Origin of the sequence: Leptolyngbya sp. Heron Island J, assembly GCF_000482245.1 — a bacterium.
Taxonomy (GTDB): Bacteria; Cyanobacteriota; Cyanobacteriia; order Phormidesmidales; family Phormidesmidaceae; genus Leptothoe.
In genome coordinates this window covers 1-18,884 of record NZ_AWNH01000105.1, presented here as the reverse complement: position 1 = coordinate 18,884, position 18,884 = coordinate 1, and the positions used below count along the sequence as shown (strand labels likewise).

Below are 18,884 nucleotides of genomic sequence, written 5' to 3'. Positions count from 1 at the left end.
CTACCCCTATGACCACAATCGCCCCCTCTTCTCCGTCACAACATCCGTCACAACAACAATGGCGTAACCAAGCCTTTGGTCTCCTGCAAAAAATGGGCAAGGCGCTCATGCTGCCCGTCTCAGTGCTGCCTGTGGCCGGTATTTTGTTGGGCCTGGGGAGTGCTCGCCTGATTGAGATTCAGAAAATTCAAGAAGGTGTTTTAACCAGTGCCAAATTTGGCTGGTTGCCTGCGCCCCTGGCAGAGATTATGAAAGCCTCAGGGGATGCCATCTTTGCCAATCTGCCCATTCTGTTTGCCGTGGCTGTGGCCATCGGCTATACCGCTAATGATGGTGTCTCTGCCCTGGCCGCCATTGTTGGCTTTGTGGTGTTCCTGGCCTCCCTGGGAGTCTCCTCAATTCTGTTTGCCAACATCGATCCCAGCACCCTCAAACCCATTATGGGCATTCCCTCGCTGGATACAGGGGTGTTTGGCGGTTTGATTATGGGCTGTGTGGCCGCCTATATGTTCAATCGGTTTTTCCGCATTAAGTTACCCCAATACCTGGGCTTCTTTGCAGGTAAGCGGTTTGTGCCGATTATTACTGCGATCGCAGCCATCATCGTCGGTATCCTCATGAGCTTTATCTGGCCCCCGGTGGGAGGTGCCATTAACAGCTTTGCCAACGCCGCTGCTGCTGGGGATAACGTTCCCGTTACCGTGGCTATTTATGGCTTTATTGAACGGCTGCTCATTCCCTTTGGCCTGCACCACGTGTGGAATGTACCCTTCTTTTTCCAGATTGGCTCTTTTACCGATCCCATTACTAATGAAACGGTCACAGGCGACATCACCCGCTTCTTTGCCGGAGACCCCACCGCCGGTATTATCGGTGGAGCCTATTGGTTCAAGATGTTTGGTCTGCCAGCGGCGGCGGTGGCCATGTGGCACTGTGCTAAGCCCAAGAAGCGCAAAGCAATTGGCGGCATCATGATTTCTGCTGCCCTGACATCTTTTCTCACCGGCATTACCGAACCTATCGAATTTTCATTTGTCTTTGTCGCGCCGGTTTTATTTTTACTCCATGCTGTCCTAGCCGGGTTTGCCGACTTTCTCTTTGTTACCCTGGGCGGACGCATGGGCTTTACCTTTTCCCACGGGTTTATCGACTTTTTTCTCTTTAACGCCTTGGGTACCAAGGTCTGGCTGATTCTCGCCTTTGGTCCCCTGTTTGCTGCTCTTTACTATTTCAGTTTCCGATTTGTGATCAAGCGTTTTAACCTGATCACCCCCGGTCGCGAAGAGGACAGCGAAGAACTCGCGAGCAATTTGCCCCAGGATGCTGCCGCTATGTCCAAAGAATTAACTCTGGCTTTTGGTGGACGTAGCAACATCGAGAGTCTCGATGCCTGCATTACCCGTCTGCGCATCGGTGTTAAAGACATGGGCAAAGTCAACATTGCCCGCCTCAAAGCCCTGGGTGCATCAGGAGTACTGCAGGTAGGCAACAACGCCCAGGCTATTTTTGGTCCTCGCTCTGAAAATCTCAAAACGGATATGGTTGAATATCTCAAAACAGCTGGACCTGAAGCTGATGAGGTGGTTGCTCCCGTACCAGAAGAATCCATGGTTGCTGCTGCTATACCTGAAGTGACAGCCGATCCAGCTGCAGCTGAAAAAGCGCAGGGTATGGTTACAGCTCTCGGGGGTGCCAATAATATTCGCACAGTAGCTGCCGTCGCCATGACTCGACTGCGGGTGGAAATCACTGACCCTAATGCCATCAATGAAGAGGCCCTGAAAACAGCCGGTGTGGAAGCCATGATGCGGATACAGGACCAGGTATTGCATTTAGTGGTGGGGCTCAATGCTGAGCAATACGCTGGAGAAATTAGCAAACATCTTGGAGCAAGTGTTTAATGCCTCAGCAGCGCGCTGCCTTCATCTTTGACATGGATGGCACACTTGTCGACAATATGGCTTTTCATATGCAGGCTTGGCAAAAATTTCTGTCAAGCCTGGGGATGGAAATGACAGAGGCTGAGGTATGTCAGCAAACCCATGGCACCATTGAGCAAGGCATTCGCCGCATTTGTGGTGAAGAGCTATCCGATGCCGCTGTGACGACCCTGGCTAACCAGAAAGAATCTCTTTATCGAGAGCTATATCAACCCCATCTTCAACCTATCAATGGACTCAGAGATTTTTTACAGGCAGCTCAATCTCTGGATATTACTATGGCGCTGGGAACGTCAGCAATGCAGCCCAATATCGACTTAGTGCTCGATGGATTAGACATTGCGGCCTATTTCACTACCTGTGTTGGTGGCGACGATGTCACATTGGGTAAACCTCACCCTGAAACCTTTTTGACCGTTGCCCAACAGCTAGATATTCAGCCAGAGTGTTGTATTGTTTTTGAGGACAGTGTGATTGGGATTGAAGCTGCTCAAAATGCAGGCATGAAAGCAGTTGCCTTAACAACTTCAGTGCCAGCCTCAATGTTTACAGGTCAGTCAGCTGTTGCGTACATTATCCAGGATTATTCGGCATTTAACCCCCGACAATTGCTATAGCCACTGTCGACTGGCCGTTATTCTACTATAACGCCCCCAAGTCAGACTTTCTGTCATCTAAAGCCCCATAAAGGACTACGCTTAATCTGAGAACCGGCCTCGGACCCACTGTCTAAACTCTCAGTTATGGCTTTGCTTTTATACCCTTTAGTGGCCTTACTACCACTGATCACCGTTTTTGTTCTGTTGGTCATCGCCCGACGTCCTGCCGGACAGGTGATGCCAGCCGCTTATTTGGTAACAGTTGGCATCGCTTTGCTGGTATGGCGTGTGCCTATGGTGCAGGTAGCTGCTGCCAGTATTCAAGGTCTGGTAGCTGCCGCTGAAATTCTTTACATTGTCTTTGGAGCAATTTTATTATTGAATACGCTGCAGGAATCGGGTGCGATCGCAACCATCCGTCAAAGTCTCCTAGGTATCTCCCAAGACCGCCGCGTGCAAGTCATCATTATCGCCTGGCTCTTTGGCAGCTTTATCGAAGGCGCTTCTGGCTTTGGTACCCCAGCCGTGATTACCGTGCCACTCATGGTGGCCATTGGTTTCCCAGCCATGGCCGCCGTCGTTGCCGCCCTAATTATTCAAAGTACTCCGTCCACCTTTGGAGCCGTAGGTACGCCAATTATGATTGGCGCTGATGCAGGGTTAACCGGCGTTCCAACTGTAGAGCAGCATCTACTAGACCTGGGCCTGAGCCAGTCCGACTATCTATTTGCCATTGGGCGCTGGGCCGGTATCTTTCATGGCATTATCGGCACCTTTCTCCCGCTGGTACTAGTGATGACAATTACCGCAGGATTTGGTGAGCGCAAGTCCATGGGAGACGGTCTCGGAGCCTGGAAATTTGCGCTGTTTGCTGGTTTAGCCTTTACGGTGCCCTACACCTTAACCGCGTTGTTTTTTGGTCCAGAATTTCCCACTCTCATCGGTGGCTTAACGGGGTTAGGCATTGTTGTCCCAGCTGCACGCCGAGGCTTTTTAGTCCCGCGTCAGACCTGGGATTTTCCACCCCAACCCTCTAGCTCGCCCCCTCTTAACCAGACAAGCCCTCCCAGTCATTTATCTGCCGCTAAAGCCTGGTTGCCCTATGTCATGTTAGGCACATTGCTCATGGCATCACGCTTAAAATTTCTACCGATTCGCGGCTGGCTACAGTCAGTACGTCTCACCTGGAGTCATATTTTGGGGACAGAGATTACGGTTTCCACCCAGCCTCTTTATCTGCCACCCACTGTATTTATTGGAGTAGTAGCCATCACCTTTTTTCTCCATCAGATGAAGCCTGCTGCCATGAAACGAGCCATGGTTCAGGCCCTGCCCCTGTTACAAAAAACAGCCTTTGCCCTGGGTGCAGCCATACTAATGGCACGAGTGTTTATTAACTCAGGTGTGAACACCTCCGGTTTGGCCAGCATGCCCCTCACCCTGGCTGATGGCATGGCTGCCTTAGCCGGCCAAACCTGGCCTCTCTTTGCACCAGTGGTGGGTACCATCGGCTCCTTTGTTGCCGGTAGTGTCACCGTCAGCAACATGATGTTTTCCCTATTTCAGTTTGGAGTTGCCATACAAATTGGCGTACCCACTGCCATGATTTTAGGCCTCCAGTGTGTGGGAGCATCTGCCGGTAACATTATTTGTGTATCAAACATTGTGGCCGCAGAAGCTACCGTAGGTTTAGTGGGCCATGAAGGCCCGCTGATTCGTAAAGTGCTATTTCCCACGATCTACTACGTTAGCTTGGCAGGATTGTTAGGAATTCTGCTGCAAATCCTTGTTTCCACATCGTCATAGACAATCAATATTTTCACCCCTATCCTTGGGGTGTTCTCCCTACTGATCCAATATTTTTTTATTGAGAACTTTAGCAGTCTGGTCAAGCTCATAAACGATAGGTACCCCTGTGGCCAATTCCAACTTAACCACCTCTTCTGATGAGAGATCGTCTAAATACATCAAGATAGACCTTAAAGAATTGCCATGGGCCGAAATTAACACGTTTTCTCCTTGTTTGATGTGAGGGAGAATACGATTCTGAAAGTAGGGAACCGACCGATGCATGGTATCTTCCAGGCTCTCACCACCAGGTGGCCGCACATCAAAGGAACGCCGCCAGCGCTGAACTTGTTCTGCCCCGAATTCCGCTGCTGTTTCCGTTTTGTTTAATCCTTGCAGGTCGCCATAGTAGCGCTCATCTAATGCAGGGCTGGGAAAAATAGGCAACTCTTTGCTGGGATCAACCTTGTAATGATCCCAACCATGCCAATTAGGATCATCAGCATCATGTTTAAAGATAGGTGTTTTACCACCGCAAATATCGTCACACTCGGTTAAACAAATAACCGCTGTTTCCATAGCTCGAAACAGCAAGCTAGTGTAGCAAACATCCACTCGATAGTCGCGCAGCTTACACGAGGCAATTGTTGCTTCAGCCCGCCCTCGTTCGCTTAAAGGGACATCAACCCAACCTGTGAATCGATTCTCTGCATTCCAGAGGCTTTGGCCATGGCGTGTCAATATAAGTTCAGGCATAACGATAATAGTTCACTTGCCTATGTTTTGGACCTAAGAGAGATAAGTAACTTGTAACTTAAACTAAGACCATTCTAATGGTTTATTTCTTGGGACTATGCCATGATTTACACACATCGAGATATTGAACCACTAGAATGAGATGGCGATGATTGTTCACGCATTTTGACTTGACCCAGCCAGTAGGAGCCAGATTGGAGCATACACAACAATGACTGACTAGTACCCGATGGCAAAAACTTGGCAGTTGTTTCATCCACTCATCCACATTTGATAGTGGGCAAACTTATGCCACAGAGTACTAGGCTAGATCACACTTAGATACCTAAGGTACGAGGCTCTAGGCTTGAGGGTTTGTCATGGTGTTTACATCCCTCATCATCCAACACCCCTGACCCTAACGACTAAAATGTTTTAAGGGAGACAAACTGATGGTTAAGTTACGGATCGGAATTAACGGATTTGGTAGAATCGGCAGCCTTGTTCTACGGGGTGGCATCGACCATCCAGAATTAGAATTTGTTGCCGTTAACGATCTTGCCCCTGCTAAAAATTTGGCCTATTTGCTTAAGTACGACTCTACCCACGGGCGATTTCCCGGCACTGTTGAGGTGAGTGGTGAGGATCTGGTTGTCAACGGCACGATGGTCAAGTGTTTGTCCGAGCGAGATCCCGCAGCACTACCCTGGGGAGAGTTGGGTGTGGATTATGTGGTTGAATCTACCGGTCTATTCACCAAGTATGACGGTGCCATCAATCACATCGACGCCGGAGCCAAGCGAGTGGTCATTTCTGCCCCTACGAAAGATCCCGATAAAGTTTCTACGTTTGTGGTGGGGGTAAACCATGAGAGCTTTGACCCTGAGCAAGATAAAATTGTCTCCAATGCCAGTTGTACCACCAATGGCTTGGCCCCCATTGCCATGGTTATCAACGAGCAATTTGGGCTGGCAGAAGGCCTGATGACGACCATCCACGCTGTAACCGGCACCCAGCACACCATCGATGGCATTGGCAAAAAAGATCTGCGAGCAGGACGAGCCGCATCTCAAAATTTGATTCCCTCATCTACGGGCGCAGCCAAGGCTGTAGCGCTAGTTCTGCCAGACCTTAAGGGTAAGCTGACTGGTATGGCTGTACGAGTACCAACAACGAATGTATCAGCCGTGGACTTAACCTTTAAAACAGAAAAGTCCACTAGCTATGCAGAAATCTGTGAGGCGATGGCAGCAGCTTCGAACGGTCCCCTCAAAGGGATTTTAGGGTATACGGATGACCCCGTCGTATCGACAGACTTCCTGACTGATTCTCGCTCCACCATTTTTGATGCTGGAGCAGGGATAGAACTCAACTCAAATTTCTTTAAGGTGCTGTCATGGTATGACAATGAATGGGGCTACTCTATGCGAGTGATTGATCTAATCATATCCATGGGCAAGAAAGACAGAATTTTGAACTAGACTTGCTAGCAGATCCAGTTCACCACTGCCTCTGATTTTTTCCAGAGCGGAGTTAAACTCACCGCTGGAATCAGACTCATGAGGAAAGGCGATCGCAACAGGCGTAGTATCTAGTCAATAGTCATAGTTCACAGTAAAGTAAAAACCATCATCCTGGACATTATCACCTCGATCACTCAGGTCGACTAACGGTAATCCATAATCAAGTTGCAGACTTAGCCCCTCCAAGGGTTGATATGCAACTCCGAGACCTGCTCCCACCAAAAACCGCTGAGAGGCTTCTACATTGGGATTGCCGTTTTGATTCCATACATATCCCATATCTAGGAATGGCATGACTTGGAGGATAGATGTTTGAGTGTCTTGATCGCGGAGAACAGTAATTCGATCTTCCACTGATAGACGAAAACCATTATCCCCAGAACGAACATTTTGACGATATCCCCGTAGGGACTGCCCTCCCCCAATAACAAACTGTTCTGAGGCCAGTAAACTATCAGAGGCTAGTTGACCGCTGGCTTGCACAATCAGCAAATTGTTGTTATCTAACCGCTGGACTCGTTGAGCTTGTCCTAGCCAACTGAGAAATTGACTATCGGGAGTGGGGGAGCCATTATTGGTAGCATTAAATAGGCTAGTACCCAGGCTGAATTGAGATTGAAATGCCCATGCGCCAGAGGGGTCTCGCCGGATATAATCCTGACCAAATTTAATCACACTGGTACGACTAATGCCATTGGCATCCGGGCCGCTGCCAAAGGGAAAAGGAGAACCAAACAAAAAGGTCTGCCCTTCGCGATAGGCAAATCCTAAAGAGAGCGCCAGTTCTTCTCGTGGTGTACGCACGAGGGGTTGACGAAAGTTAACTTCATAAAACTCAGAGTCACCGCTGACATCCAGATTGGTCAAGGTTTGGGTGCTATCGCTAATCAGCGTCCGTAGCTGTAGCGTTCCGTCCATGGCATTTAACGGAATTTGATAGCCGATATCGTACAGGTTAGAGCCCCCAGTGGTGGAACGGTGATAAGCCAGGGAAATCTGGTCTCCCCAACCGGTCAGATTACGGTAACTGAGTCCGATGCCCGTACGCACATCCCCGACGCTGGGAGGTGAATAGTTATCGATGGAGAGATTGGCATTAAACGGTTTCGCCTCATCAACGGTGACTGCCAGAGTGCTTTCTCCCAGATTTTCTCCAGGGAGCAGGGTGCCTTCTACAGAGTCAAACAGAGGATTAAGTTGTAATAACCTGAGCTGATCTTCAATCGCCCCCAATTGAACAGGGGTATCGGTTCCTAGCTCCAGGCGCTGCTCTAGATAACGGTTTTGAGTTTGTTGATTGCCTTCAATTTGAATCTTACCAATACTGCCTTCAATCACCTGAATGAGAATAGACCCTTCAGTAATATCTTGTTCTGGTAGAATCGCCCGAGACGTGAGATAGCCCTGATCAAAGTAAAGACGGGTAATGGCATCAGCTAGGGTCTGTAGCTCTGCTAAAGAAACGTCTCTTCCTTCTAGAGGCTGGACTAGCGGATCAAAGTCTTCTGGTCCAAAGACAGTACTACCTGATACCTCAATTTGGTTGACAGCAATAACGACATCCTCATCTGGTATCGGCTGCTCTGTGGGAGATTCAGGTGGAGTAATCTCAGGAGTTGTTGCAGGTGGAATCGCTTCTTCAGGATTGGGTAGGGATTGGGGTAGGCGATCTTGGTTCGGGTTCGGGCGTTGGGCAAGGACTGGGGATACGCAAAGTATGGAAAGCAGAAGCGTGATTTTAGGAATATTCTGTCGCATAGATAGGAACCTAATGACATTAATCAATGACAAAGACAAGCAGGATATCTTCTTTCCTAGTAATGCAACTGGCAATCTGTTTCTGATGTAGTTTGACTCTTTTCATTTGAGATAGCTGGAGAGTCTAGATCTGGTATGTCCACGACAATGTCCACATCAGGGACTGTCGCACAAATGGGATCGGAGAGTAGCCGCGTTGCTTGCAGATCTATCCACAGTTCTAAAAGGTTAGATGGTAGTGTCGGTTCCGGTTCTGGTTCTGGTTCCGGCTCTGGTTCTGGTTCTGGTTCTGGTTCTGGTTCTGGTGCCGTATTGGTCAGGTTAAACGTGGCAGAGTCTAACATTGCAGCATCAGCAGTCACGGTAAAATCACCGCCTGTTTCATTTGCCGTTAGCAGACTGGCAGCGGTGGCCAATCCCGTGGCATCGGTCATGACACTGCTATCTGGACTGGCGCTGGCTCCACTACTGCCAGGATTTGCCGTAAAGGTGACGTTAACATCAGGAATCGGTAGTGGCGAATTGACAAAGTTTTCTGTGACTTGAACTGCCAGAACTGTGTCAAAAGATTCGTTCACCAGGGTACTTTGGCCATCTCCGGCCACCGCCATCAGGCTGTAGCCTTGGGATTCGAAAGCGCCAATATCCACTGGGCCGTTGAAGCGATCGGCCCCCCGTTGGTCTGTAGTCAGGGCTGCTGCTGTGGCCAGGGCATCACTACCCGCATCCAGCACGGGGCTGTCGAGATAGAAGGCGTGGGTTTGGGTGGGGCCGCCATAGTCACCCAGGGGCAGCAAAACTGGATCGAACGGCGCAGCGTTACTACCGACCAGGGTACTGGTGGTAAATAGTCCCTGGGAATCAACGCCAATCAGGTTATTGCCGTTGTCGACAATGGGGGAATCAGTGGCGCTTGTTCGGCGTACATCTGGATGTACCGTAGCCGTATTCTGGGCAACGATGCTGTTGTTCAAGGTGACCCGCGCTGTATTGGCACCGCCACCCACGTTAAGATTGAGAATGCCACCGGCTGAACTACCTGGATTAGTCACTTCATTCTGGGTAATGGTGCTATTAGTAATGGTGATGGTCGAGCCCAAGACGGCAGTTTGCCCCCGGTTGTAGAAGCCACCCCCACCAAAAACGGCTGTATTGCCAGAAACGGTGCTGTTATTGACAATTATCACCGCACTATTGTTCGAATTTTGTCCAAGGCTGGCAACGCCGCCGCCAACATTAGCCGTATTGCCAGAAATGGTGCTGTTGTTGATGGTCATCACCGCTGAATTGGGGGCTGGAGGAGCAGGAGATGTGAATGAGACGTTGGACAGGCCACCGCCGTTGCCACCGGCCATATTGCCAGAAATGGTGCTGTTGTTGATGGTCACTATCGCACCATTGGTGATAGTCCCATAGCTATTAATCGCCCCCCCATCATCCCGGGCTGTATTGCCGGTAATGGTGCTGTTGTTGATGGTGAGGCCGCCGTTATTGGTAATCGCTCCCCCATCGTCTCCTCGGCCACCAGAGTTGGCCACCCCACCGGAAAGTGTGGTTTCGTTGATTTCTAAATCGGCACCCAGGGCCACATGCAGTAGGCGGAAGTCAGGGGCAGCGGCATCTCGGGAAATGGTGTTCCCCATGCCGTTGATGGTCAGTTTTTCTGCTGCCGTGATTGAGGGTAAACCATTGTCCCCATCAACAGCGTTATCGACTGCGGTGAGGGTGATGTTGTCTGCCAGGTTAATGGTATCTGTTTCTACATTGCCATTGGCCGTATTAATGGCGGCAATCAGGCTGGTGGCATCGGTTGCCGTAAAGACTTGCAACAGCCCGTTATATCCTTTCAGGGCAGTCTGTTCAAAGGCATTCTCGGTGGTAATATTGCCGACTGAATGCTCCAGAATCCAGTTACCGTTTCGGCTGCTACTGCCGGTTAAATCTGTGCTGCCAGCAACATCGACTCCGGTTAATCCAGCAATTTGATCCAGTAGTGCCAGTCCACTTTCCCCTCGTGCTGTTAAACAAGCGTAGATCAAGATATCAGCTTCGGCACCAATTAACCCGCCCCACTGTTGTAACTGACTTCTATATTGTTCCAGAGTCTCATCACTGATATAGGCATTACCTAGCCAAAATTCTCCTTCATTGCCCTCCGAGACAATATGGATGGCATCAATAACATCTGTCGCTCCTACTTGGCTGAGAATCTCGGTGACGCGATCAATGCCATTTTCACTGGTGGGCACGACTACCGTAGTGGTCCCAGCCTTGGCTCCATAAAGTAGTTGGGTGGAATCGGGTGCGATCTCATCCAGAAAGACTAGCTCATTCGCATTGGTGCCGTTTTCACTAAATCGGGTGATAATTGGAGCGCTGTGTTGACCACCGTGGGTGCGAATTGTCTGAGTGGGATCTTCAAGAACTGATACTTGATTGGCAGCGGCTAGCTGCACTTGGTTACCGGATACTGTTCCAGCTATAACTACATCGCCTGGATTAACAGATGTATTTAATAACCAGATCCGTCCAGCATCATCTACGTCTACGCCAGTCGCAACGGTAACGTCTCCTCCAGTCAATAGATCTGAAAGAGAACTTGGCTCAGCTAATTCAGTCGTATTTTCGGCTGCTGGCATTTCCAGACTCAGTAGCAGCTGCGGATGATCAATCCGTACCCGTCGCTGACCCGGTATAGCGGCCATAGTGACGTGGTTGCCTGAAAGAGTGCCAGTATTGACGACGGTGCCACCAATGAGGCTCAGACTGTTGCCATCACCAACTGCCAAGTTTCCTGCGTTAACAATGCTACCGGGGCTGCTGCCAAACAACAGGCTATGGGGATTACCGATTAAGCTAGCATAGTCATTGTCACCGATGGCATTGAACCAAGCATCATCTATGGCAACACCATCGGCGGTAGTCACCATAAAGTCTGCTGGCACGTTTAAGCTGGCATCAGCGCCAAAGATGACTCCAGCTGGATTGATGAGATACAAGTTGGCGCTGCTGTTACTAACTTGTATGAGACCGTTAATAACTGATGGGTCACTGCCAACTACGCGCCCGAGAATGTTTTGAATATTTTGATTGCTGAGAAAGTTGGCTATTTCTCCTGAGCTTAATCCAAACTGCTCAAAGCTATGGAACAGGTTGGCTCCATCTCCTGATAGGCTACCGCCGTCGATATTGTACTGATTGCCATCTACTGTGACAACGGTTTGCGCTCCATTAGTATCCGCTGTAATTGATTGGGCTTGGGCAGGTTGCAGATGAAATAAAACACCCAGGAACGGAATTAGTAGAACACGGCTGGAGAGCACGGATTTTAAAGCTAACATGGTTGATAATATATTCTTACCAAGAAGTAACCTGACTTTATCTGTAGATTTTTCTGAGGAAACTGTTGCTAGGATAAGAAATAAAACACCAGACTTAATCAGGCATTCCACCAGACTATGCCATTCTGTTAAGACTCCTGAATTCAGAGATTTTACGGTGACTGAAATCTCGCATCACTCTCAATAAAGGTTTGGTAACGCATCACTTCTAGCGATATATACCAAACATCATGAGGAATCACCGGACTCTGATCTTGGCACCAATGGGAAGGATTCCTTCCCTCTGCAATCAACCGATGTACGCTTGAAAACGGTCAGCCTTGAAGTGACTTACACAAACCATTATGCAACAAAATGATGGTGACCAGTTTTCTAAAACAGGGTAGCCCACTTATGGATTGCGAATTTGCTCAATCTCAGCCTGATTGCCTTCCACTAAATCATCCAACAGTCCCATTTGACGAGCCAAAACCTGATCCATTTCTTCTAATACAGCAGCGGCTTTTAAATCTTGATCTGGTTGGTCCATCAGCTGTTGCAAACCATCCGACAGATCGGCAATAGTCGGTCGAACTTCGTAGGTCACAACTTGAATATAGGCATCCAGGTTAGCTTCTAGCTTTTTCAACTCAGCATTACGCAACCGTAATTGTTTATTTTGTCGCAGCAGCTGTTGTTCTTGATGCCGAATAATTAGCTGATGCTGTACCCGAGCCAGTACCTCTTGCACTCGAAATGGCTTGCTAATGTAATCGGCACCCCCCACATCAAAGGCCAACACCTTATCAAAGGCATCATCCAAGGCACTCACAAAAATTACAGGAATCCTTTGGGTTTTCTCCGACGCCTTTAGCTGCCCGCAGACTTCATAGCCATTCATGCCCGGCATCATAATATCGAGCAAAATCAGATCTGGGGGCACCGCCTCAACAGCCTGTAGAGCTCGTTCCCCATTAATTGCCTTACGTACCTTATAACCATTTTCCAGCAACATGGTAGACAACAGACGCAGGTTATCAGGAGTGTCATCAACAATAAGAATATCTGCAGTGGGGGCTGTCTGGGTGGAGAGAGTCATAACCTTGGTAAACACACAGGGTAGATTTAGAGGTCCAGAGACGATGTCTGAACCTGATTAATCGTAAGATTAACCTAATTCTTGGATTAAATCGCTAATCACATCCAGGCGAAAATCATCGACCAGGGCCATCAGTTGTTGGGCCAGAGAGCTATGCTCCGCTGGAATTTCCTGAACTAGCTGAGTCACTAAGGCATCATCACCGCTGATCGCCGCTTGACTAAGCCGAGCGATCCAATCGACTGGCATCACCTGCAGAGCTTCTGGTGACAACACTTGAGACTGCTCATTAACGCTGGTCTCTGTCGCGGCTGCATAGCGGTAGGTTATGCCTAAATGCTGTGCAATTGTCTCAAGCAAAATTTCTTCTTTAAAGGGTTTGCGCACAAAGTCATCACAGCCAACTGCTAGAACCGCCTCACGGTCAGTATCCATGGCGCTAGCTGTCAGGGCAATAATTTTAGGGCTATGGTCTTGGGTTTCCAGTTCGCGAATGCGTCGTGTTGCCTCATAGCCATCCATCACCGGCATTTGGATATCCATCCAGATCAGGTGGGGGGACCACTGCTGCCAAATTCTGACGGCCTCTTCACCGTCGACGGCTTCACGCACCTCAAACCCAAGGGGAGCCAGTAACTGTACCAACAATAGCCGATTTTCCCAACGGTCTTCTACGACTAAAATTCGACATGGGGGCTGGTTGGGGACTAGCCCAATTACCTGCTGGCTGGGCAGTTGCGCTGAACGATCCGTTGCTGTTCCTAATCGAACCTGGATAGCAAACCGAAAAACAGCCCCGTACCCCAATCGACTGCTAACGATAATATCTCCTCCCATCAGCTGAACAAATTTTCGACTGATGGGTAACCCCAACCCGGTCCCCTGTTGTACTTTACGACCTGCAGCGGTTTGGCCAAAGGCTTCAAACAGTTTGTCCACTTCATGGGCCGCAATACCAGGGCCAGTGTCCTCCACCTCAAAACATAGGAGTCTCTTGTCTAGGGACTGATCTAAGGGCTGTGCTCTCACTCGTAAAACAATACTCCCCTGCTCGGTAAACTTTATAGCATTTCCCAATAGGTTAATCAGTACCTGTCGCAGTTTGCCTTCATCGGTGATGACATATTGGGGCACCATGGGTGTGCGTTCAAATCTAAGCTGCAGCCCTTTAGACTTAGCCTTGAGGTTCAACATTTCTTCCAGGGTATCCAGCAATCGATACAGGTCAAAATCACTGGCATTAAAGGTGGTTCTGCCTGCCTCAATTTTGGACATCTCCAACACATCGTTGATCAGATCTAGGAGATGTTCCCCACTACGATTGATAATTCTTAGATGATTGCGATGTTCTGGAGACAAATCGGCATCACGACTCATCAGCTGGGTAAAGCCGAGAATAGCGTTGAGGGGGGTGCGCAGCTCATGACTCATACTTGCCAAAAATTCACTTTTGGCCCGATTCGCAACTTCTGCCTCCTCTTTGGCCCGCTGCAGAGTGGCCTCACCGTTTTTGGCTTGGGTAATGTCAAATAATGCGCCATCTTGCCAAAGCTGATCCTCTTCTTGACTAAAATCACCTTCTTCGTAAACCCAACGCACACTACCGTCAGCGTGAACCATGCGATATTCCAACTGAAAGTGTTTTTGGTCTGCGACGGCAGCTGTAAAGACTTGTTGCGCCAAAGTCTGATCGTCGGGATGAATCGAACTACTCAGACTGCGATTGTTGGGAGGAAGATAGTCAGACGCTGGGTAGCCAGTAATGGATGCGATCGCATCGCTAATAAACTCCACCGTCCAATCAGCATCTTCTCTACAACGATAGACTGCCCCTGGCACCTTATCCACTAAGGTTCTAAAGCGTTTTTCACTTTGGTAAAGCGCCATTTCTGTTTGCTTACGGTCAGTAACATCTGTTCCCACTGACAAAACCTCTATCAGCTTTCCCTGGTCATTCAAAACCGGCTCATTGGCCCATAGCACCCAAACTCGCTCACCATTGCGACGAATGTTTTCATTCTCATTCAGCACATACTGATCAGGGGATTGTAACAGCTCTGCGATCATTACTTCTTGATCAATGCCCGTCGCATCTTCAGCAGGCACAATCGTTTCCAACAAATTGCAACCCACAATCTCATCATTCGTGTAGCCAAAGAATCGCTGACCGAAATCATTCATAAATCGCACACGACCCTGTCGATCTGTCCGCACAATAATGCAGTTAGCCGTCTGCAACAGATTTCGATACTTTGCCTCACTCTTTTTTAGTGAAGCCTCCTGTGAACGCAACGCCGCTTCTGCTTGCTTACGCTCAGTAATATCTTGAATCGTCCCCAGCAAACAAGGCCGCTGTTCAATCTCAAGCGGTTCCGCCGAAAACAACACCGTTTTTCGTTGCCCCGTCCGTGTCCGCATTTCAACTTCTTGACCCCGAATTGAGCCTTGGTCTATCAACAAACGAGAAACCTGATCCCGTTCAGCCGGATTTACCCAAATATTTAGCTCAGCCGTGGAATGACCAATCACATCACCACGGTCATAACCAAAAAACTGCAAAAAGCTATCATTTACCTCAATAATGCGACCATCATTTAAGCCGCTGATAGCAATTGGATTAGGACTCAGATGAAATGCCTTAGCTAAAATTGCTTCAACATTAGACTGCATGAAGCCTTCCATAAGAGACATTAGAAGCTCGATAGTTGCATCATAAAATTTAAATTGCCCAATAGCTAATACGGCGTGCTGAACTCAGGGATGATTCTGCAGGGGACTGGCTTTGTTGGCCCAATACCTCCGGCAGTGGGTGGGATTTGATCATGAGGGATTGACACACCCACGACCTTTCTCAACTTGGCTGCTCAGATTGAGGTCCAGGATCTGTAACGCAGAGGATAAGGCATAATGACCCCAGCCTGTGGATTGCTACGGAATCCGTGGGTTAGCTATCGGTGTCAGTTTAACCCATGGAACAGCTCAATGATATCAATAGGTTATATACACAAACTTATTCGCAAGCAACCAGATTGAGTCAGCTCTGTTCTGCTCAATAACATTTACCCCAGTTTCCTTTCATGCTTACATCTACCAAAGAACTTTTAGAGATTGCCCAAAAACAAGCCTACGCCGTTGGCGCTTTCAATTTATACAATCTCGAAGGTGTCAAAGCCGTTGTTAATGCAGCGGAAGCCGACAATAGTCCTGCAATTATCCAAATTTTACCCAATATCCTGGAGTATGGGGGAGTGCCCCTGGTTAAACTCTTTATCGAAGCAGCAGCCTCGGCAAAGGTGCCCATGTCAGTTCACTTAGACCACTGTGACGATCCCACCATCATCAAAACTGCCCTAGAAGCAGGAGTGCAATCAGTCTTAGCAGATGGCTCGAAATTTTCCTTACAAGAGAACCTTGCTTTCACCCGTGAAATGACCATCCTAGCCCATGCTAAGGGGGCTACTGTCGAGGCGGAAATTGGTAGAATTAGTGGTACTGAGGATGGGATGACGGTGGCCGAAAAAGAGGCCAAAATGACCGACCCCAACCAGGCAAAGAGATTTGTAGCAGAATCGGGGGTAGATTTTCTTGCGGTTACTATTGGCAACGTTCATGGTCAGTATTACAGCGAGCCCCGCTTAGATTTTAATCGTCTCGCCAAGATTCGTCAGAGACTTGATATTCCTCTAGTGTTACACGGTGCGTCGGGTTTGCCTGCGCTCATGATCCAGCGATCGATTGAGTTGGGAGTCAGCAAGTTTAACGTCAACACTGAAGTTCGACAAAAATATCTCCAGTTTTGGCGAGAGTATGGAAAAACAGGCTCTCAAAGCGATCTATTAGCCTGTCAGAAAGCATCAACGGGTGCCATGCAAGAGGTGATTGCCCAAAAAATCAGGTTATTCGGCAGTGCTGGCAAAGCGTAGAAACAGTCTGACACCTAGCCATATACAGGGAAACAAAGCAAAAATATACACGTATCAGAGTTGATCTATGGTTCTAGGAGAAAAATACTTTCCATTAAAATGTTGGCGTGTCAAATAATTGGCAAGAATATTCACGTTTGAGCCACGAGGGAGCTGCCTCTCTCACTGATTAGTCCTCAGCAATAAACTGCCAGGTCTGATCTAAGCTGAAATGGCTCCACAGATTAAACTTCAGGTTATCGGGACTCGCTTGTACAAAGCCAGTATTGCCATTGGGGTGAACGCCAGTCCACAGACGCAGTCCCTGGTAATCAATCCCGTTGGCGGCCAGGCCAGGGGCGTCAACACGTTCAATACGGAACCAGCCAATGCGTTGGGGTGCTGCTATGGTTTCTCCTGTGATGACCTGTGCTGCTACTTGGTCAAAGGCAGGACGGGAGAAACCATAGGCTATTCTCAGCGGCCAGTTGACTGTGATAATAGAAACGACCATGATCAGTGACACTGCTGCTTGTCGTCGAAAGCGTTTTTGAGACTCGAAGGCAGGCATTGCCATCAGGGCCACAATCAAGGCTGCTAGGAATGCCGCCGCAAACAAGCCGAAAAAACGGAGTGCAAAAATCTCTAATGGTTTTAAGGATAGGAGAATCAGCAGGGTAGGGGGGAATACAATTGCGCTCCAGACCAAAAATCGTTTCATGATACGAGCCAAATTAACAATGACGTAAATTACTTTATTGTGAGTCCATCGCAATTTTGTCAATTTAAACTTGTGGCAATTTTTCAACCGCCTGTCTGACGATGAGCTGCATCGAGAAAATAAGAAAGCATATATTTTGTGGTTTGATCCCAAAAATTCTTCTCCGGTGCTTTAATCTGAATCTGTAGCCGCGATTGGGATTGATTGTGGAACCCACAGGTTTGAGTGTTCTGGCTCAATCGCTGTTATGCAGACGAGTTGCGATCCGCAAATGCATTAAACAAGAGACAATATGCCAGCAGCATTACCATCAAAATTGCCCCCGAGCGCGTAATCGTCAGAAACAATAGCTGATGGGCATCGGGCGAGACTATATAAGCATGAACTGCAACGCAAATCGGCACAATGACCATCAAGGCCCCAGCCAAAATCTTTAATTTGGAGTGTAAGGTTTTCTGCTGCAGAGTTGGCGGCGTTCGATTTAGTGCGATCGCTGCCAGCATCACCAATAGAGGCAAACCCAAAAAAGCGCTGCCGTACTGGAAGGCTTGGTAGCCGGGTACATGAAAACCACTAATTTCGATATCAGCATTCAGACTCGGAATTAAGTACGTCCCCCATCGGCCTTTGTGGGTGAACGCATCCCATATCTGATGCGTGTATGCACCCACTAAAATAGCAAATGCAACGGCGATAACGTAGCAAAGTTGTGTCCTCACAAACGGCAGGCTAGGAATATATGGTTTGAATGACAATCTAGATTCAAGCCATGCTGGCAAGAGTGCGATCATTGGCTTTCGCATCACGAGTTCGAATAGGAAGAATCCACCCATACCCAGCGGCAAACACAGAGAGAATAGCCCCGACGTGGAATGGGCTTGCGTGTAATCGACAATTGGAAAAAACAGCGGCAGGTCAGGAATCATGGCACCAATTGCGAAGGCCGAAAAGGGCACAACACGTCGCAACGGCCAAAACGGGAGGACAGCTACAATATGCGCTGGAGTAAACGGCATAGGATTTCAATTCAGATAGATAACGATGAGTGCTGTGGTAGAAAATAATCTTGAATTAACTGTAAGTACACTGGAAAGTAAGTTTTCTACCGTTTTAGAGAGTCTTATCTTCTCGAATTTTGACATAATGCTTCTGAAATTTATCGCGTGCGGCCTCAACTGAAAATTGCCAATGGATGCGGATACGCTGGTCATGCCGTTCTTGCACCAAGGCGAGCACCGCTTGCTCTAATTGGTCTTGTGTGGGAATGCGCTGATGCAAACAGCCTCTAGCCAGTGCCGAAAACTCGATCTCAATCATATTGAGCCAACTGGCTGACTTTGGGGTGTAGTGAAACTCAAACCGTTGGGCAAGGGCAAAGGCCTCCTCAGCCGTCAGGTATTCATAGAAAGAACTGACATTATGGGTGTTGAGATTATCCTGCACAACCTGGATTTTGTCCGCATTAGGATAGCGCGCAGCTAAGGCTTGAAAAAACAGAG

At 48.5% G+C, this 18,884-nt stretch carries 13 protein-coding genes; 5 read left to right on the top strand and 8 right to left on the bottom strand.

What is annotated here, in order from left to right; translation table 11 throughout:
* The first annotated feature begins 8 nt into the window (after positions 1-8).
* The 3 genes from ptsG (at position 9) to N836_RS66705 (ending at position 4,345) form a co-directional block, all read left to right on the top strand.
* Positions 9-1,901: a glucose-specific PTS transporter subunit IIBC gene (gene ptsG, locus N836_RS66715; RefSeq protein ID WP_023075901.1), complete on the top strand. Its 1,893-nt coding sequence runs from the start codon at positions 9-11 to the stop codon at positions 1,899-1,901.
* The gene (locus N836_RS66710; RefSeq protein WP_023075900.1) at positions 1,901-2,557 is read left to right on the top strand and encodes an HAD family hydrolase; all 657 of its coding nucleotides are present in this window, start codon (positions 1,901-1,903) and stop codon (positions 2,555-2,557) included. Before ptsG ends, N836_RS66710 begins: the two co-directional genes overlap by 1 nt.
* Before the next feature lie 126 nt (positions 2,558-2,683).
* Positions 2,684-4,345 (top strand): L-lactate permease, encoded by a 1,662-nt coding sequence (locus N836_RS66705; protein WP_023075899.1) that lies wholly within the window; start codon positions 2,684-2,686, stop codon positions 4,343-4,345.
* A 39-nt stretch (positions 4,346-4,384) separates the two neighbouring features.
* On the opposite strand, the gene N836_RS66700 is transcribed toward N836_RS66705, so the two are convergent.
* Complete coding sequence (locus N836_RS66700) at positions 4,385-5,083, bottom strand: 2,3-bisphosphoglycerate-dependent phosphoglycerate mutase (protein ID WP_023075898.1); 699 nt, start codon at positions 5,081-5,083, stop codon at positions 4,385-4,387.
* Positions 5,084-5,514: 431 nt separating this feature from the next.
* Here N836_RS66700 and gap point away from each other — a divergent pair, with 431 nt between their 5' ends.
* Positions 5,515-6,543 (top strand): type I glyceraldehyde-3-phosphate dehydrogenase, encoded by a 1,029-nt coding sequence (gap, locus tag N836_RS66695; protein WP_023075897.1) that lies wholly within the window; start codon positions 5,515-5,517, stop codon positions 6,541-6,543.
* Positions 6,544-6,657: 114 nt separating this feature from the next.
* Here the strand turns inward: gap and N836_RS66690 are convergent, their stop codons facing one another.
* The 4 genes from N836_RS66690 to N836_RS66675 form a co-directional block, all read right to left on the bottom strand.
* Positions 6,658-8,343, bottom strand: coding sequence for a ShlB/FhaC/HecB family hemolysin secretion/activation protein (locus tag N836_RS66690; RefSeq protein WP_023075896.1), 1,686 nt, complete (start codon positions 8,341-8,343; stop codon positions 6,658-6,660).
* A 56-nt stretch (positions 8,344-8,399) separates the two neighbouring features.
* Positions 8,400-11,684 (bottom strand): DUF4347 domain-containing protein, encoded by a 3,285-nt coding sequence (locus N836_RS66685; RefSeq protein ID WP_023075895.1) that lies wholly within the window; start codon positions 11,682-11,684, stop codon positions 8,400-8,402.
* A 391-nt stretch (positions 11,685-12,075) separates the two neighbouring features.
* Positions 12,076-12,762: a response regulator gene (locus N836_RS66680; protein ID WP_051394696.1), complete on the bottom strand. Its 687-nt coding sequence runs from the start codon at positions 12,760-12,762 to the stop codon at positions 12,076-12,078.
* Positions 12,763-12,831: 69 nt separating this feature from the next.
* Positions 12,832-15,432, bottom strand: coding sequence for a PAS domain S-box protein (locus N836_RS66675; RefSeq protein ID WP_161635039.1), 2,601 nt, complete (start codon positions 15,430-15,432; stop codon positions 12,832-12,834).
* 407 nt (positions 15,433-15,839) lie between these two features.
* Here N836_RS66675 and N836_RS66670 point away from each other — a divergent pair, with 407 nt between their 5' ends.
* Entirely contained in the window at positions 15,840-16,685 is an 846-nt protein-coding gene (locus N836_RS66670; protein ID WP_023075892.1) for a class II fructose-bisphosphate aldolase, read from the top strand.
* 169 nt (positions 16,686-16,854) lie between these two features.
* On the opposite strand, the gene N836_RS66665 is transcribed toward N836_RS66670, so the two are convergent.
* The 3 genes from N836_RS66665 to N836_RS66655 all read right to left on the bottom strand — a co-directional run.
* Positions 16,855-17,385 (bottom strand): hypothetical protein, encoded by a 531-nt coding sequence (locus tag N836_RS66665; RefSeq protein ID WP_023075891.1) that lies wholly within the window; start codon positions 17,383-17,385, stop codon positions 16,855-16,857.
* Between the two features lie 245 nt (positions 17,386-17,630).
* Positions 17,631-18,401, bottom strand: a complete 771-nt coding sequence (locus N836_RS66660) for a DUF4184 family protein (RefSeq protein ID WP_023075890.1) — start codon at positions 18,399-18,401, stop codon at positions 17,631-17,633.
* 94 nt (positions 18,402-18,495) lie between these two features.
* Positions 18,496-18,884: transposase (locus N836_RS66655; RefSeq protein WP_023071803.1), on the bottom strand; the 389-nt coding region annotated here is incomplete at its 5' end.

Bases quoted from the DNA above. Each gene is read 5' to 3' on its own strand.
- N836_RS66710 (WP_023075900.1), top strand. From the start codon at position 1,901: ATGCCTCAGCAGCGCGCTGCCTTCATCTTTGACATGGATGGCACACTT.
- ptsG (WP_023075901.1), top strand. From the start codon at position 9: ATGACCACAATCGCCCCCTCTTCTCCGTCACAACATCCGTCACAACAA.
- N836_RS66685 (WP_023075895.1), bottom strand. From the start codon at position 11,684: ATGTTAGCTTTAAAATCCGTGCTCTCCAGCCGTGTTCTACTAATTCCG.
- N836_RS66700 (WP_023075898.1), bottom strand. From the start codon at position 5,083: ATGCCTGAACTTATATTGACACGCCATGGCCAAAGCCTCTGGAATGCA.
- N836_RS66680 (WP_051394696.1), bottom strand. From the start codon at position 12,762: ATGACTCTCTCCACCCAGACAGCCCCCACTGCAGATATTCTTATTGTT.
- N836_RS66675 (WP_161635039.1), bottom strand. From the start codon at position 15,432: ATGCAGTCTAATGTTGAAGCAATTTTAGCTAAGGCATTTCATCTGAGT.
- N836_RS66690 (WP_023075896.1), bottom strand. From the start codon at position 8,343: ATGCGACAGAATATTCCTAAAATCACGCTTCTGCTTTCCATACTTTGC.
- N836_RS66705 (WP_023075899.1), top strand. From the start codon at position 2,684: ATGGCTTTGCTTTTATACCCTTTAGTGGCCTTACTACCACTGATCACC.
- N836_RS66665 (WP_023075891.1), bottom strand. From the start codon at position 17,385: ATGAAACGATTTTTGGTCTGGAGCGCAATTGTATTCCCCCCTACCCTG.
- gap (WP_023075897.1), top strand. From the start codon at position 5,515: ATGGTTAAGTTACGGATCGGAATTAACGGATTTGGTAGAATCGGCAGC.
- N836_RS66670 (WP_023075892.1), top strand. From the start codon at position 15,840: ATGCTTACATCTACCAAAGAACTTTTAGAGATTGCCCAAAAACAAGCC.
- N836_RS66660 (WP_023075890.1), bottom strand. From the start codon at position 18,401: ATGCCGTTTACTCCAGCGCATATTGTAGCTGTCCTCCCGTTTTGGCCG.